The sequence below is a fragment of the Myroides fluvii genome, assembly GCF_009792295.1.
Classification (GTDB): Bacteria; Bacteroidota; Bacteroidia; order Flavobacteriales; family Flavobacteriaceae; genus Flavobacterium; species Flavobacterium fluvii_A.
Window position 1 is genome coordinate 835,967 of the sequence record NZ_CP039934.1, and the last position, 16,783, is coordinate 852,749.

Genomic DNA, 16,783 nt, shown 5'->3' on the forward strand with positions numbered 1-16,783 from the left:
AATAAACTTATGTATTTCGAAACAAATTCAACTAATTTCCAAAACTATATCGCATCGTCAATCCCGTGCGAATATTTGTAATTGGATACATGGTTGAAATAACAGCTTTAGAAAACGAATGATCATAAAAGAATATAGCGGTTAAATTCTTACTCAACATATAATCAGCTGTAATCAATAGTTTCCACATATCTTGACCTCCACCTACTTGGTTGTTATTGTAATCTAAATAGCGAACAATCGTTTCTCGTTTACTCAACGTCAAATCTACTTTAATATTGATGTCACTTTCAATACGTCCACCCATTCCATCATTGGCATACATCGAATTGAATCCAACGTTTTTAATACGATACCCCAATCCAATCACGTAATCATTTCCGGTTGTTTCTGTCAAGAGATTATTGTCAAAACTCAACGCCAAAGTTCGATCTTTTCTAATTTCAGCTAAAATCTTAATTGCTGAATTTGTTTCTAAATCGAAGCGAACTAGCGGGTTAAACTGCTCGGTTAAGATAGCGTTATTCACGACAGTTTTTGCAGGATAATTACCATATTGATTTACTTCATCTGGCTTCTCATGGTATTCAAAATTTGAACTAAACGACCCCAAAGCATAGGTTGCTGTATAGCCATGGTGAATAGAAAAACGTCTAAATTTACTCTTAATCCACGGAATGCGCATCAATCCTGTATAGCGAACATTCCAGTTTGGCAACGGTATATCTCTAAACATACTAGTAGAAACTTTCTCTGCCCCTTTTCCTGTATAAGCAGCCAAGAACGATGGCAACAATACTTCTTGACTTCCTTTGCTGTATCCGATTGGGAATCCTTCTTTGTCTAAATTAGCAGGATTACTGAGATCAATTCCTCTTGCCGTAGCCAAGCGATTCGCAACAATAATTCGATTCTCCTTCATGCGTTCAAAAGCCGCTGAATACTCCAAGGAATTACTCGAAAAAGCACTGCTCAACATGACAGTTGAAATACTAAAATTACCGTAATTATAGGGTGATTGGGATTGATACTCCTTATCAATCACTTGAAATTGTTCCGCGTAATTTTCCGACTTCATCCTTCTACCAGTCACATCAATAGTTAAATCTGGAATAGGATTTACACTAGCCGTAAAGTTTAGCGTTTTATTTGACACTTGCGTATACTCTTGGTTAAACTCAGGGAAGTTTGTCAAATAACCGCTGTTTGCCGCTTGATAACGCACATCCGCTTGATCACCAAAAGCAAATCCCAACGTTGGCTTTGACGTCCCGAAGAAACCGACACTTGGCATAAATCCAGGCAAGACTGTTCCGCTATTTTCAGAATAATTGATCTGAATCGTTTTCACAGAAGTCAACAAACCAATTGCAAAATCGGTTAATGCACCAGCTGTAGATCCACCTTCATTTTCTTTAGCCTGCACCACTTTTTGTCCTGGCACAATCGCTGCTTTCTTCGCAGGGGTTTTCTTCGCTGTATTGCGTTTTACTAAACCTACATAACGGTACAACGTTTCTAAACTGAAGGTTGTATTCAATTGTTGGGTTCTCGAGTTTTGAATTGTATTCCCCAAATTATATTCCATTCCATCAAACTCAATGTGACTAAACGCATCCGAAGCACGTTGCCAATTGTAGGTGCCTGTATAAGCATAAGAAGAACGAACAAAACCAAGGAAAGGTATTTTATTCAGTGGTAAATCGTAGTTTAACGTAAACTGTTGGGTAAATTGATTTGGTTCTCCAATATTGAAATAATCATCCCAAATGGTACTATTCTCAATTACATTGAATTGGCTATCATAATAATTTCGAACTATATTATTACTTCCTCCGACGTAGTTTAAACGCAGTGATTTGGTCAAATCAAAGTTAAATCCATAATTGTAGTTGAAATAATAATTGCGTCTATACAGCGGATCTAATCCGATTCCTTCCACATCAATCAAGCGGAATTGTTGCTTGTTGTATTGGCGCATGATATTACTGCTAAACATAATATTAGAAGGCATATAATTGAAGTTAAAATCCTTCAATATTTGCCAATATCTACCTTTCATAAATTCCATTTTTTTGAAAGGCTCTATAGGTTTTGCTTCAAAACTATACGCGTAATCCAAAGCAGATCTTGTTTGCTGATCAATCATGGATTCCACTTCAAAATCATGGTGAATTACTTCATTATACGAATGAGATAACGTAATATTTTCGATATCGTAAATTCTCTTTTTACTCTCTGGATTTTTCTGTTTATTCACCCCGATAAAGTTAATACTTCGTCGTTTGGTGTAATCCGTGGCTCGTTTTTCAATTTCATCAGCCATAGCTGAAGAACCAGCAACAGACTTCATTGTTTTCAACTTGACATCTGGATTGGCCGGATCAAACTCAGGTGTAATAAACTCTTCACTAATAGCATAGTTAAACGGCAAGTTAATTCTCCAATTTTTAGGAAGCAATTGTCCTAGATTGACATTCGTAACGATGCTATAGGATTTAAAGTCTTCTTTACTTCTTTGATTGGGTCCTTGTTCTAATCCTCCAAATCCGATGGTGCGTTTTGTTCCTGTCGCAGAGATATTTGCAAAATCAGCTAAATTCGCATCCATACTCAAGGTGGCAGCCCAACCGCCTTTATTGTCCATGTCTGACATTCTCAACTCATCGAACCAGAACTCACCAGCTAGGTCTCCTGTTGCTCCGTATCGATCTAAATCATTTCGCAAACCAATCATAATAACGCGAACGTTTCCGAAATTTGGATTTCCTTTAATTCCGTAGCGCAATTTATTTGCACGAGAAGATCCACCACTTAATTCTTCTTCTTCTTTAAAGAAAATATCCGTCAGGCGTTCTTGCTTTCCAACCTCATTCATAAAGAGGACCTTGAGCTTGGTTAAAAGCTCCAATTTAAGTTCTAATTCATTGGCTTCTGGCCAAATAAACTCTGGATTTGCTTCACCAAAATTGGTTACTTTTAATGGAATTTCTACCTGATAAAAGTTATCTGTAATATCCGTTCCCAAACGAATAAAGGCAACCATTTCGTCATCGCGTAAACGCATCGTACTATTTTCTAATGCTTCAGCATGGATAAACATACGCAGCTTATTATAGCGTCGAAGATCGAGGTTAAAGTTTTTATACACTCCTCTAGAATCTCCAGGTGCTAATCCATCAGGTGCTTTTCCCGATTCAATCGGATACACTTTTAAGGAGAGTGATTGTTCGTTTTGCGCAACAACTGTGTTGTTTACATAATACTGTTCGCGCTTTACTCCAGGAGGAATTACATACGGAATTGGCTTTCTGTCGTAATTGTCTTGAACGCTCACTGAGGTAACATCAAATCCTGTATTGGGTCTTAATGGCAATGGATTATTATCTTTATCGTTTTGCAAACTTGCGTTGTACCTTCTCCAATCCGAACGCACTAAATCCAAACTTCCAAAACGCAAGGTAATATCCGTTTCAAATCCCGTTAGATACATACGCATAAAACGCATGGAACGGAAGTCGTCAATCATTCCAATTTTCTTTCCGTTTTCATCAATAGGCACTTTATATTGAACCCAACGCACAGGCGTTATCGATCCATCCGCCAATTGTACGGTTGTATTTCTAATATCCGTCACGTAGTTTTCACCTACTTCAGGATTGGCTTTAATTTTTACCGCATATTCAAAATACGCATCAATGGTATTCATGGTATTATCGCCATCAATATCTTCTGCATCAGGTTGGTTATTTCCTCCTCTTGTTCCAGAAGTTGGTGAATTTCCTTCTAATCCATTGTAATTTTTATAGCGCTCTAAGATACTTCCTTCTGCATCGAGATAATGTACAAAATTATCGGCTGCAGGATCAGAAAACCCTGCAAAATCTGAAAACTTAATACGTTCTTCCTCATCACTTAACCCATCTAGACCTACATCTTGCAATCTTCTAGTCTCTGCATTTACATCAAAAGCATAGATTAACGATGGAGCTGCAGGCACTTTTCCCCAGATGGTTTCAATCGTTGCAACTGTACTTCCAACTCCTGGCAATCCGTTTTCGTATTGTTTATATCCATCGCGCAAAATATCCTCCGAAATAAATCCGAAATTCAGACGGAGCTCTCCACTATTTCGCTCTGGAATCATATCATTTGCTCTACCAACATAAGGGTCCAATACCCAAAATTCCACGAATTCAATATTCGCTTGTTCAAAGTTAGTTGTCGCCAATCCACGCATTACTCCTCCCCAATTCTTGCGAGGAGTTTTAGATTTTAACGATTGCAAAAAATCTGGATTAAAGTTATAAGGTCCACGTTCTTCCGGATAGAAAGACATATCCAAAGTCGTAACTACACGACTCTCCCCATAAGCAATATCTTTGGTAGCAAATAATTCTTCACTATAGATTCTTCTCGTTCGGTTTGAAGACATATCCGTTTCTCCTACTCCATTTGGTTTTGCTCCAACATAAAAAGTAGGATCAATGGTATACCAAGCTAATTTTCCTCTGCGGAACCCATCTTCCAATGAGTGAGGTAAATTGTTTGGATCTTCATATGTGTTAGCGTCTTTTTTGAAAAATCCCACTGGTGTACTCGATAATTTCCAGGCTAAAGGAGATCGAATATCAATACGCGATTGCGCTCCTTCGAAATCGTCAATATACACGGTTGCTTCACCGTTCATTTGATCATTTTTCGATGCCCCAGGCTGTAAATAAGCAAATTCTCCACGAACTGAAACACGCGATTCAACATCCGTATCTATATTAGGCAATTTATTTACTATGCGCGTTAAGAAAGGAACCTCGGTTGAATATTGCATATTGAATCCCCAAATAGTATTGTTTACCGATTCTTGTCCGTACACAGATTTATGGGTCATCGGTTTTTCGGACAAACGCAAGAATGTACCTCCAATTTTAAAATCTTTATTGAATTGGTGATCGATATTTAATCCGAAAAAGCGCTTCGTCTGTTGGCCAAACATGGTGTTGTTTTCAACTGAAATATTAATTGGCGTATTCGAAGCAAGTAAAGCTTCATCCAAAATCATAACACGCCCTCCAGTATAGTCAACAGTATAATCCACACCTTCTGCCAAGACTCTTCCCCCAGCATTAACGATTACAGATCCTGGCGCAATATTAAAAGCGCCTATGGGAATTCCCTGTCCACTCACACTCGAATACTTTCCTTTTAATTGAAACTTATTCTTGCTGCTTTGGTTTCGTATAGCCGATGATTTTGTATTTGAATACAACTCGCGGAATACATATTTCTTTTGGTTGACGTTATACGATGCAGAAACATCGTAGTCCTCGTCTATTTTATTTTTTAATTTATCAAATAAATGTGATCCAAATGGCTCTGCTGTAGTAAAGATAATTCGCCCATTCACTGCATCAATTGTAATACCATCGAACGTATTATTATTGTATTGGTTTTGGTTGGAGTTATTTCCATATCCACCATAGGAATTATTCCCACCATATCCGCTATTATTATTATTTCCAAAACTACCCGTAGCCGGATCTAATCCATTGGTTGCGCTACCTTGTGCTAAATAATCAAAAAATCCATCCCCTCCATTTTGAGGATTGTTGGATGAATCCAAACGGTCTAAATGAAACACCTTCAATAAAGGCGTGCGCTCAACTCCTTCTGGCAAGGGCAAATCACCCGCTTGACTGATATAATTCAATGGGCTTGGATCGGTATACAATAAGTTAAAGCGGAATTTATCTTGAGAGATATTCATTGCATTGGGAATCTGATAAATATTTTTCATCATCAAATTCCACACAGGCGCACTTGTCAGAGTCAAAGAACTCTTCAACATTTTCACCACTAGAGCCTGCGCTAAAGGCACTTGAGCATCTGGATCTGTTTGTCCTGGAATATTTGTCTCTACATTTGAACTCCCCCCATCTGTTCCAAATTCCCCCACTTGATACACCTTATCTCCAATGGTATACTGGAAAGCTACGGCAAGTACTTCGTCATTGGACAAGCGTTGTTGAAGAGAGATATACCCCAATTGAGGATGAAAAGTAAACTCATTCGGACTCAATTTTCTCGCACTTTCTAAACGGGCATAATCCAATCCCTCTTGAACATTATTTGTAAATCCACTTCCGCCAATTCCCGGAGTTCGGATAGAGGTCGTCAAGTAGTTACTTCCTATTTTTCCAGGATCGTACTGGTTATTTTTATTATCCGTTGGAGCATCCAGCGTTTTATTCAACACAAAAAGTGCAGGATCTACACGCGGAGAAAAAATCTTCTCGGATTTGACATTGCGCAAAAACCCCTCTCCTAGATCTTGAATAGCCACGATATTTCTCAGGTTATTATTGGTTTGACTCACGCGATTATAGCGATTTGTCACCCAAACTTCCACCCGGGTAATACGCACCCTAGAATTGATATAGGGATAATTCTTTAATGCTTCGTCGTATTTGCTTCTAAAATATTGAGACAAGAAGAAATGGCGATCTTCATCATAATCTAAGGCGTACAATTCGAATTCTTCCAACATACCTCCTCCTTCAGCATTCACAGAAGTTGTTTGTGATTTTTGTTCAGAAAAAATTCCTGTTATTGTCGTTTTACCAAATTTAAGTTCTGTCTTAACCCCAAATAAACTTTGTGCTCCACGAATTAGTGAACCACTAATAGGCATACTCACGTTACCTACTTCAACTTTTTGGACGATATCATCTTCATCTGGCGCATACTCCAACTTCATGATGTTTTGAAAATCAAAGCTTGCTTGTGTGTCGTAATTAGCATTGACTGCCAATCGCGTTCCGACCATCCCTTGCAATCCCATACTAATACGTTGATCAAAATCGAACGTAGTTGATTTTCTATTGCGGCTAGACATCAAGGGGTTTTCTTGTTTGGTATGGCGAATTCCCATATCAAATTCAACGGATCCAGAAGGCCTTACGTCAATCTCATTGGATCCAAATATGCCGGAAAATAATTTAGAATTGACATAGTAACGCGGCAACATATCACGCTGAGCTGCTGGATCATCTAATGTTCCATTTACCGCATTGAATTTTTGAGCAAAATAACGACGCATTTCGGCACGCATCAAGATCTTTTCATATTCTTGACGTGACAAAATAAGCGGTAGACTCAAGTTGAAATCACTTACTACTTTCGTGTAGTAATATTGATCCGTTAATGGATCATAACTATACGATTCCTTGATAATTTCAGGATCAGGCAATGCAATATTACCTAAATCATAAGCTGGCTGTGTAATCGAATCATTGGCTTGATTCAACGGGGTGTTTTGTGCAAGTCCACTCCAGGTGGTGCACAGCATAAAAAGCAAACACAAGGCCAACTTTCGGTGAAAAAAAAAGAAATCTCCCAAGACTTACAACTTTTTTAATGCTTGTTTAATAATATCTTCTACTGAGGCTTCTGGATTTGCTTTTAAAATTGCATCTACCACTTTTTCTGCTGTTTTACGTACAAAACCAAGTACCTCTAAAGCAGATAACGCTTCATCGGCATTTGTATTGTTAATGGTAGGTAAAACTTCATCTATATTGTAAAGTTTCAATACTTTTTCCTGTAAGTCTAAAATAATTCGTTGAGCCGTTTTAGCTCCAATCCCTTTAATTCGCTGAATGCTCTTTGCATCTGCATTGGCAATCATCTGCAATAATTCTTTGGGCGTTGTAGAAGATAAAATATTGCGAGCGGTGTTTCCACCCACTCCTGATACTGAAATCAAAAGCTTAAAAAGTTCACGCTCTACTTTATCGATAAATCCGAATAAGGTATGCGCATCGTCTTTGATTTGAAGAAACGTATATAGCTTTAGGTTTTCACTAGTACCAATAAGCGAATACGTATAAAGTGATATATTTATTTGATAACCTACACCGTGGCAATCCACAATTACTTCTGTAGGTGTTTTTTCAATTAATCTTCCTTGAATCTGCGCAATCATAGTCTCTAATTTTCATCAAAAATAGTAAATAATTTTAACTATTTACTAACATAATGAAGCACAGACCAAGGAAGAATTTTATTTTGGTTTTTTATTTTTTCTTTCGGCTCTCTCTTACTTGAGCATCCACAACTGCAACAGCGGTCATATTTACCATTTCATCTACACTCGCTCCTAATTGGAAGATGTGAACCGCCTTCTCTAGCCCCATAATGATTGGGCCAATAGAAGTGGCTTTATTCAATTCTTTCAACATTTTATACGTGATATTCGCTGAGTCTAAATTTGGGAACACCAAAGTATTAACCTTTTTATTAACCAATTTAGAGAAGGGAAACTTCGAATTTAACATTTCATTATTCAAAGCAAAGTCCATTTGAATTTCACCATCAACAACCATATCTGGGTAATTTTCGTGTAAAATCTTGACTGCTTCTTTTACTTTTGTTGGAGAAGCATGTTCAGCAGAACCAAAGTTTGTATAAGACAACATCGCAATCACAGGATCTAAACCAAACATTTTTACTGTTTTCTCCACCATTACAGCGATTTTAGCTAATTCTTCTGCGGTTGGATTTGGGTTAATCGCTGTATCCGCTAAAAACATTGGCCCTCTTTTGGTCATCATTAAGTTAGCTGTGGCAATTTTACCCACACCTTGTGCTCTTGGAATCAACTCTAAAATTGGTTTTACCACGGTAGGATAGCTACGAGAATATCCTGTTAACAACACATCCGCTTGCCCTGTATTGACCAACATTGCTGCAAAATAATTACGTTCACGCATCAATTTTGACGCTTCGTACTGCGTAATTCCCTTGCGCTGTCTTGTTTTCCAATATAAATCAGCAAACTCAGCTCTTCTTTCTTTTTCTGATTCATCCTTAGGATCGATGATTTCAACATCCGCATGAAAATCGATTTCTTTTTTCAATTCTAGGATTGTTTCTTTATCTCCAAGTAAAATTGGCGTTGCAATTCCCTCTTCGTAAGCAATCTGTGCAGCTTTCAACACATCAAGGTGATCTGCCTCTGCATACACTACGCGTTTTGAATCAATTTTAGCGCGGTTAAACAACATACGAACCAATTTATTATCGGACCCCATGCGCTCTTCTAACTCTTGCTTGTATTTATCCCAATCTGTAATTGGCGCTTCTGCTAATCCAGACTCCATTGCTGCTTTCGCTACAGCTGGCGGAACGACAGAAATTAGACGTGGATCGAATGGTTTTGGAATGATATACTCCCGACCGAAACTCAGTTTAGTTTCTCCGTAAGCGATATTAACTTGCTCTGGCACTGGCTCTTTTGCTAACTTAGCTAAAGCAATAACCGCGGCCATTTTCATCTCTTCGTTGATTTTTGTTGAACGAACGTCTAACGCTCCTCTAAAGATGTAAGGGAATCCCAGTACGTTATTCACTTGGTTAGGATAATCGGATCTACCGGTTGCCATAATTACATCTTTACGCGTTTGAACCGCTAAATTGTAATCTATTTCTGGTTTTGGATTAGCCATGGCGAATACGATTGGATTTTCAGCCATACCCAGTAACATTTCTGCCGTTACAACATCGGCAGTAGAAAGACCGATGAATACATCACTTCCCTTCATTGCATCTAGCAAGGAAATATCCTTATCTACAGCAAACTCGCGTTGCATATCTGAAATACGATCATCGTTTTTCTTCAGGACTCCTTTACTGTTGAACATCAAGATATTTTCTTGTTTCACACCAAAAGCAACGTATAAATTAGCACAAGCAATAGCTGCAGATCCCGCTCCAGAAACCACCATTTTCACTTCATCAATCTTCTTTCCTGCTAATTCTAAAGCATTTAACAAAGCTGCGGCAGAGATAATTGCAGTTCCATGTTGGTCATCGTGCATTACAGGAATATTCAATTCCTCTTTTAGGCGTCTTTCAATTTCGAAAGATTCCGGTGCTTTGATGTCTTCTAAGTTAATTCCTCCAAAAGTTGGAGCAATATTTTTTACTGTCTCAATAAATGCATCAATATCCGTCGTATCCACTTCAATGTCAAAAACATCGATATCCGCAAAAATCTTAAACAAAAGACCTTTTCCTTCCATCACAGGTTTGGATGCTTCAGGACCGATATTCCCCAATCCTAAAACGGCAGTACCATTGGATATCACAGCCACTAAGTTTCCTTTTGCTGTATATTTATAAACGTTATTTACATCTTTTGCAATTTCTAAACAAGGCTCTGCTACTCCTGGTGAGTAAGCCAATGCTAAATCTCTTTGAGAAGAGTATTTTTTTGTAGGTACTACTTGAATTTTTCCAGGTGTTGGTTTTGCGTGATATAACAACGCTTCCCTACGTAAGCTTTCTTTATTCATAAAAAAAATTTTAACCGAATAAACAAAGTTACCTCTTTTTAAAGATAATTTAATGTTAGAATTTTAATCCTTTAAAAATTTAATATTCCGCACTAATCCTGTATACTTTGTTCTTTTTACTGCGGATTTCTTAAAAATATCATTAAAAACCTCATTTGTAAGTTCCTCCCACTCATTCTTGGAATAGTTCATTAACGCCTCATTAGGAGTAAATCGAGGTTCGCTGTGTGGTTTGGCAAAGCGATTCCACGGGCAAACGTCTTGACAGACGTCACAACCGTACATCCAATTGTCAAATTGACCGGCAACTGCAGTAGGAATATCGTCTTTCAATTCAATAGTAAAATAAGAAATACACTTCGATCCGTTAACGATATAAGCGCTTTCAATAGCACCAGTAGGGCAAGCATCAATACAACGGGTACACTTACCGCAATGATCCGTAGTTGCACCATCTGGTTCCAGTTCCAAATCGATAATTAACTCAGCGATAAAGAAGAAAGAACCTACTTGCTTGGAAATTAGATTACTGTTCTTTCCCACCCAACCTAGACCACTTTTCGCAGCCCAAGCCTTATCTAAAACTGGTGCTGAATCAACAAAAGCGCGTCCATCGACAGCGCCGATATTTTCTTCAATAAAGTAGAGAAGTTCTTTTAATTTATCTTTAACTACGTAGTGATAATCTTCGCCATAGGCATATTTTGAAATCTTATACCCTTCTTCCGTTTGTTTTTGTTCAGGATAATAATTAAACAAAAGCGAAACCACACTCTTGGCACCTTCTACCAATAACGTTGGGTTTAATCTTTTATCAAAATGATTCTCCATGTATTGCATGCTTCCATGCATACTGGCCTTAAGCCATTGCTCCAAACGAGGTGCTTCTTCTTCTAGAAAACCTGCTTGCGAAATACCACAAGACATAAAACCCAAACGCTTAGCTTCGGCTTTGATGAGCTCGGCATAGTGGGATTTTTTGTCCATCTGTTACTACAAATCAAATAATCCACCTACGGATTTCGAACGTCCGAGGTGTTTAAACGCCAATTCAGTAGCTTCACGACCCCGAGGTGTACGAATAATAAACCCTTCTTGGATCAAATAAGGCTCATATACTTCTTCTAGGGTTTCTGCATTCTCTGAAACAGCAGTTGCTAATGTAGACAACCCTACTGGACCTCCTTTGAACTTATCGATGATTGTCGATAGGATTTTGTTGTCCATTTCATCTAACCCTCTAGCATCGACATGAAGCGCATTTAAGGCATATTTCGAGATTTCGATATCAATGCTACCATTGCCTTTAATTTGTGCAAAATCGCGCACTCTACGCAATAATGCGTTAGCGATACGCGGTGTACCGCGACTTCTACCAGCAATTTCGATAGCTGCTTCTAAATCGATCGGCACGTTTAAAATAGAAGCACTGCGTTCGATAATCGTTGCTAATAATTCTTTTGAATAGTATTGAAGGCGACTTTGTATTCCAAAACGCGCACGCATCGGTGCGGTTAATAAACCTGAACGCGTCGTTGCACCGACTAAAGTAAATGGATTTAGATGGATTTGAACCGAACGCGCATTGGGGCCAGATTCAATCATAATATCAATTTTAAAGTCTTCCATTGCCGAATATAAATACTCTTCTACAATGGGGCTCAAACGGTGAATTTCATCAATAAACAAGACGTCTCTTTCTTCAAGATTCGTCAATAGACCCGCCAAATCTCCAGGTTTATCCAAAACAGGACCTGAAGTAATCTTAATTCCAACATTCAACTCATTAGCCAAAATATTCGCCAATGTGGTTTTACCCAAACCTGGAGGACCGTGAAACAAGGTATGATCCAAAGCTTCGCCTCGTTGGTTTGCAGCTGCTACAAATATTTTAAGGTTTTCCAAAACACCATCCTGCCCTGCAAAATCGTCAAATGATAGGGGTCTTAGTTTTTTTTCAACATCAAATTCCTCTTGGTTGAAATGTTGGGTGGTAGGATCTAAATGCTCATTCATACAACAAAGATAAATCAAAAAAAGGGATACAAAAAAACGCCATTCAAAAATGAATGGCGTTTTCTGTATCTAAACTAAATAATTCTAGTGGTGTAATTGCTCCTCACCTTCCATATAAGGCATTGTTTGAGGTGCATAATCTTCTGGTAATCCAGGTTTACTATAGTCATAAGGCCATCTGTAAACAACTGGTAATTCACCAGGCCAGTTTCCGTGGATGTGTTCTACTGGAGTAGTCCACTCTAAACTGTTTGATCTCCAAGGGTTTTGAGGCGCTTTCTTACCGTAGAAAATACTAACGAAGAAGTTCCATAAGAACACCAATTGGAATGCCGATCCTACCAAAGCAAACACTGTAATTAATACGTTCACATCATAGAACTCGTCAAATAATGGGAAAGCTGTGTTTGAGTAGTAACGACGTGGTAGACCTGCTAATCCGATGAAGTGCATTGGGAAGAATACTCCGTACGCACAAACAGCAGTTACCCAGAAGTGAATATAACCTAAGTTTTTATTCATCATTCGTCCGAACATTTTAGGGAACCAGTGGTAGATACCTGCAAACATTCCGTAAAGAGCAGAAATACCCATTACTAAGTGGAAGTGAGCAATAACGAAGTACGTATCGTGAACGTTGATATCTAAGGTTGAATCTCCTAAAATAATACCTGTTAAACCTCCTGTGATGAATGTCGAAACGAATCCAATACAGAATAACATCGCAGGGTTCATTTGGATATTACCAGACCAAATTGTCGTGATGTAGTTGAACGCTTTTACTGCAGATGGAATTGCAATCAATAATGTTGTGAACGTAAACACAGATCCCAAGAACGGGTTCATTCCCGAAACGAACATGTGGTGTCCCCAAACGATTGTTGACAAGAAAGCAATACCTAAGATTGAAGCAATCATCGCACGGTATCCAAAGATTGGTTTACGAGCAGAAGTTGCGATAATTTCAGATGTAATACCCATCGCTGGTAAGATTACAATGTAAACCTCAGGGTGACCTAAGAACCAGAATAAGTGTTCATATAATACTGGTGATCCTCCTTGGTAATGTAATACTTCACCTGCTAAATAAATATCAGATAAGAAGAATGAAGTACCAAAACTTCTATCGAAGATCAATAATAAAGCCGCTGATAAAAGAACTGGGAAAGATACGATACCGATAATAGCAGTAACGAATAAAGCCCAAATTGTCAAAGGCATTCTAGTCATTGTCATCCCTTTTGTTCTCAAGTTAACTACAGTTGCTACGTAGTTTAATGATCCCATTGTAGAAGAAACGATGAAGATAGCCATAGAGATTAACCAAAGGGTCATCCCTGAACCAGAACCTGGAATGGCTTGTGGCAATGCACTCAATGGAGGATAGATTGTCCATCCAGAAGAAGCAGGCCCACCTTCTACGAATAATGAAATAACCATTAATACAGCAGAAACAAAGAAGAACCAGTATGACAACATGTTCATAAAACCTGAAGCCATATCACGTGCTCCAATTTGCAATGGAATAAGTAAGTTCGAGAACGTACCACTTAATCCAGCAGTCAATACGAAGAATACCATAATCGTTCCGTGCATTGTTACCAAAGCAAGGTAGATATCATTTCGCATCACTCCATCAGGAGCCATTTTATCTCCTAATAACCATTTGAATACTTGAAAAGATTCTTCTGGCCACGCGATTTGCATTCTAAATAAAAGGGACATTACAATCCCAATGATTCCCATAATAATACCTGTGATCAAGTATTGTTTAGCAATCATTTTATGATCTAAACTAAATACGTATTTAGTAAAGAAATTTCCTTTATCGTGATGATCGTGATCGTGATCATTAATTATTTCGTGTCCTATTGCTGACATAGTATAAGTTTTAATTAAATACGTGAATTATTGTACTACTTGAGCGATAGCTTCAGTTTCAGCTGCTTCTGTAACAACTTCAGTTTCTACAGGAGCTGTAACTTCTTCCTCTTTAGCACCATTTTCAGCAGCTACTTGTTCTGCTAAAGTTGGTAACTCTTTTAACCAAGCCTTGAATTCTTCTTCTTTTGAAACTACAACTTTAATTTGCATATTGTAGTGTGAAGCTCCACAAATTTTGTTACACAATAATAAGTAATCAAATGTATATGGATCCAAAGGTTCATGACCTCCAGCTACTAATTCTTGACTTCTTTCCGCTCTAATATTATTAATATTATTCACTTTACTTACAATTCCTTCACGCGTTCTCATATCTTCAGTTGTAACACTAGGTACAAAAGCGAATTGAGTAACCATACCTGGAACACAGTTCATTTGTGCTCTGAAGTGAGGTAAATAAGCCGAGTGTAAAACGTCTTGAGATCTAAATTTTAAAACAACTTTCTTTCCAACAGGTAAGTGAAGTTCTTTCGCCATTTTGTCATCTTGTGCGTTAGGGTCAGCCATATCCACACCTACTACGTTTATACCTTTAATAAAACGCACGTTAGCTTTTCCTAATGTATTGTCTTCACCAGAATAGCGTACATCCCATCCGAACTGCTTTGCATACACTTCGATATTGATTACTTCTTCTTCTTGATCCACAAACATAATATCATTCCAAGCAAATAATCCATAAAGGATCAAACCGGTTAAAGTAATTGTTGGGATGATTGTCCAAGCTGCTTCTAACTTATCATTATCAGAGAAATATCTCGCTTTTCTTCCTTTTACTCCACGTCCTTTGAATGCAAAGTAGTGCAATAAAAACTGAGTAACGATCTGAACGAAGAAAATTAATCCCATTGAAATCCACATTAGATTGTCAACCGTTTTTCCGTGTTCTGATGCTGAATCACTCATTAAAGGAAAACTTCCATATTCTACTAAACAAAAGATTGTGAATACGTAGATGAAAGCTAAGAAAGCGAAAGTAATATAACCGTGTACATTATTATCTTTTTCGTTAGCTACTTGAGATGAATAGTCATTTGGGCCTGATCCTACTTGCGTTAGATCAAATATTTTAGTCAATTGCCAAATTGCAATTCCCAACAAAACAACTATCGCTACTATTAATAAACTAGTCATTGGTTTATTTTTAATTATTAATAATGAAAATGTTTACTCTCTTCAATTAACGGGTTGTTCTTAGCTAATAAAGGTGCTTTAGAAATAGCTGTAAATCCAACATAGATAAATAATCCGATGAAGAACATCAATGCAGCAATTTCAGGAACGCCGATAAACCAAGATCCACCCACTGTACCTGGACTAATCATAATAAAGAAGTCTAAATAGTGACCTACAATAATACAAGTACCCGCCATAACAACAATCCAAGATAAGCGTTTAAAATCTGTGTTGATCAATAATAATAAAGGCAACGCAAAGTTCAATAGTAACATTCCGAAGAATGGTAAGTTGTATTCTTGAATTCTAAAGATAAAGTAAGTAACCTCTTCTGGAATGTTAGAGTACCACTGTAACATGAATTGAGAGAACCAAAGGTAAGTCCAGAAAATACTTAAACCAAACATAAATTTAGCTAAGTCGTGAATATGACTTGTATTAACAAACTCTAAGTAACCTTTGCTTTTCAAATACAACGTAGTAAACGCGATTGTCGTGATCCCCGTTACAAAGAAACTAGCAAATACATACCATCCGAATAAAGTACTGTACCAGTGTGTATCGATAGACATAATCCAGTCCCAAGATGCCATTGATTCAGTAACGATAAAGAAAGCTAAGAAACCAGCAGATGCTTTAAACATCTTTTTATGGAAAGTTAGATCGCCTGTTTCGTCTAATTTCAACGATTGTTTTCTCATATAGATTCTATACAAGTTCCAACCACCTAAGAAAATGATTGCTCTTAGTAAGAAAAATGGAATATTCAAATAACCTGTTTTACCTTGAATTAAAGCATCATGCTCTACGATTGCAGGATCCATCCAAATGAATAGGTGGTTACCTCCTAGCGAGCTAGCTACTAATAAAAGGAAGAAGATAATAGAACCAGGTAATAGATAAGCCGTCAATCCTTCCATAACGCGGAAAAGAACTGGTGACCATCCTGCTGCAGCTGCGTAATTGATTCCGTAAAAAGCTAAAATCCCAAGAGAAACAAGCATTACAAAAATACAAGCAACATATACAGCTGTCCAAGGTTTATTTTGCATCTGTGATAACACATGCTCTAAATGTTTTTGATGAGCCTCATGATCCGCTTCAGAAACTTCACTGTGGTCACCACCATGTGCAGCGCCACCGTGGTGAGCTTGCTCATTTAAAATCTGCTCTACTTCAGCAGTTGTCTTTGGCGCACTGAAAAACCCATACGCAATCCCTACTAATCCTAGAACCATCAGGATCATCGCAAAGGTTTTCAAATTTTTTGATAATGTGTACATATCTAAACTTTC

General features: G+C 37.8%; 8 protein-coding genes. All 8 read right to left on the reverse strand.

Going from position 1 to position 16,783, the window contains the following annotated elements:
• Positions 1-31: 31 nt before the first annotated feature.
• Positions 32-7,345, reverse strand: a complete 7,314-nt coding sequence (sov, locus tag FBR08_RS03930) for a T9SS outer membrane translocon Sov/SprA (protein ID WP_233266310.1) — start codon at positions 7,343-7,345, stop codon at positions 32-34.
• Between the two features lie 54 nt (positions 7,346-7,399).
• Positions 7,400-7,981 (reverse strand): Holliday junction branch migration protein RuvA, encoded by a 582-nt coding sequence (gene ruvA / locus FBR08_RS03935; protein WP_158961510.1) that lies wholly within the window; start codon positions 7,979-7,981, stop codon positions 7,400-7,402.
• A gap of 91 nt (positions 7,982-8,072) precedes the next feature.
• Positions 8,073-10,352, reverse strand: a complete 2,280-nt coding sequence (locus FBR08_RS03940) for an NADP-dependent malic enzyme (protein WP_158961511.1) — start codon at positions 10,350-10,352, stop codon at positions 8,073-8,075.
• A gap of 63 nt (positions 10,353-10,415) precedes the next feature.
• On the reverse strand, positions 10,416-11,339 hold the full coding sequence (queG, locus tag FBR08_RS03945) for a tRNA epoxyqueuosine(34) reductase QueG (protein ID WP_158961512.1): 924 nt from the start codon (positions 11,337-11,339) through the stop codon (positions 10,416-10,418).
• 6 nt (positions 11,340-11,345) lie between these two features.
• Entirely contained in the window at positions 11,346-12,368 is a 1,023-nt protein-coding gene (ruvB, locus tag FBR08_RS03950) for a Holliday junction branch migration DNA helicase RuvB (protein WP_158961513.1), read from the reverse strand.
• A gap of 84 nt (positions 12,369-12,452) precedes the next feature.
• Entirely contained in the window at positions 12,453-14,249 is a 1,797-nt protein-coding gene (locus FBR08_RS03955) for a cytochrome c oxidase subunit I (protein WP_158961514.1), read from the reverse strand.
• 27 nt (positions 14,250-14,276) lie between these two features.
• Positions 14,277-15,446, reverse strand: coding sequence for a cytochrome c oxidase subunit II (locus FBR08_RS03960; RefSeq protein WP_158961515.1), 1,170 nt, complete (start codon positions 15,444-15,446; stop codon positions 14,277-14,279).
• Between the two features lie 17 nt (positions 15,447-15,463).
• The gene (locus FBR08_RS03965; RefSeq protein ID WP_158961516.1) at positions 15,464-16,771 is read right to left on the reverse strand and encodes a quinol:cytochrome C oxidoreductase; all 1,308 of its coding nucleotides are present in this window, start codon (positions 16,769-16,771) and stop codon (positions 15,464-15,466) included.
• Positions 16,772-16,783: the final 12 nt, after the last annotated feature.

Coding starts and splice junctions, on each gene's coding strand:
- sov (WP_233266310.1), bottom strand. CDS start 7,345: ATGCTGTGCACCACCTGGAGTGGACTTGCACAAAACACCCCGTTGAAT.
- ruvA (WP_158961510.1), bottom strand. CDS start 7,981: ATGATTGCGCAGATTCAAGGAAGATTAATTGAAAAAACACCTACAGAA.
- FBR08_RS03940 (WP_158961511.1), bottom strand. CDS start 10,352: ATGAATAAAGAAAGCTTACGTAGGGAAGCGTTGTTATATCACGCAAAA.
- queG (WP_158961512.1), bottom strand. CDS start 11,339: ATGGACAAAAAATCCCACTATGCCGAGCTCATCAAAGCCGAAGCTAAG.
- ruvB (WP_158961513.1), bottom strand. CDS start 12,368: ATGAATGAGCATTTAGATCCTACCACCCAACATTTCAACCAAGAGGAA.
- FBR08_RS03955 (WP_158961514.1), bottom strand. CDS start 14,249: ATGTCAGCAATAGGACACGAAATAATTAATGATCACGATCACGATCAT.
- FBR08_RS03960 (WP_158961515.1), bottom strand. CDS start 15,446: ATGACTAGTTTATTAATAGTAGCGATAGTTGTTTTGTTGGGAATTGCA.
- FBR08_RS03965 (WP_158961516.1), bottom strand. CDS start 16,771: ATGTACACATTATCAAAAAATTTGAAAACCTTTGCGATGATCCTGATG.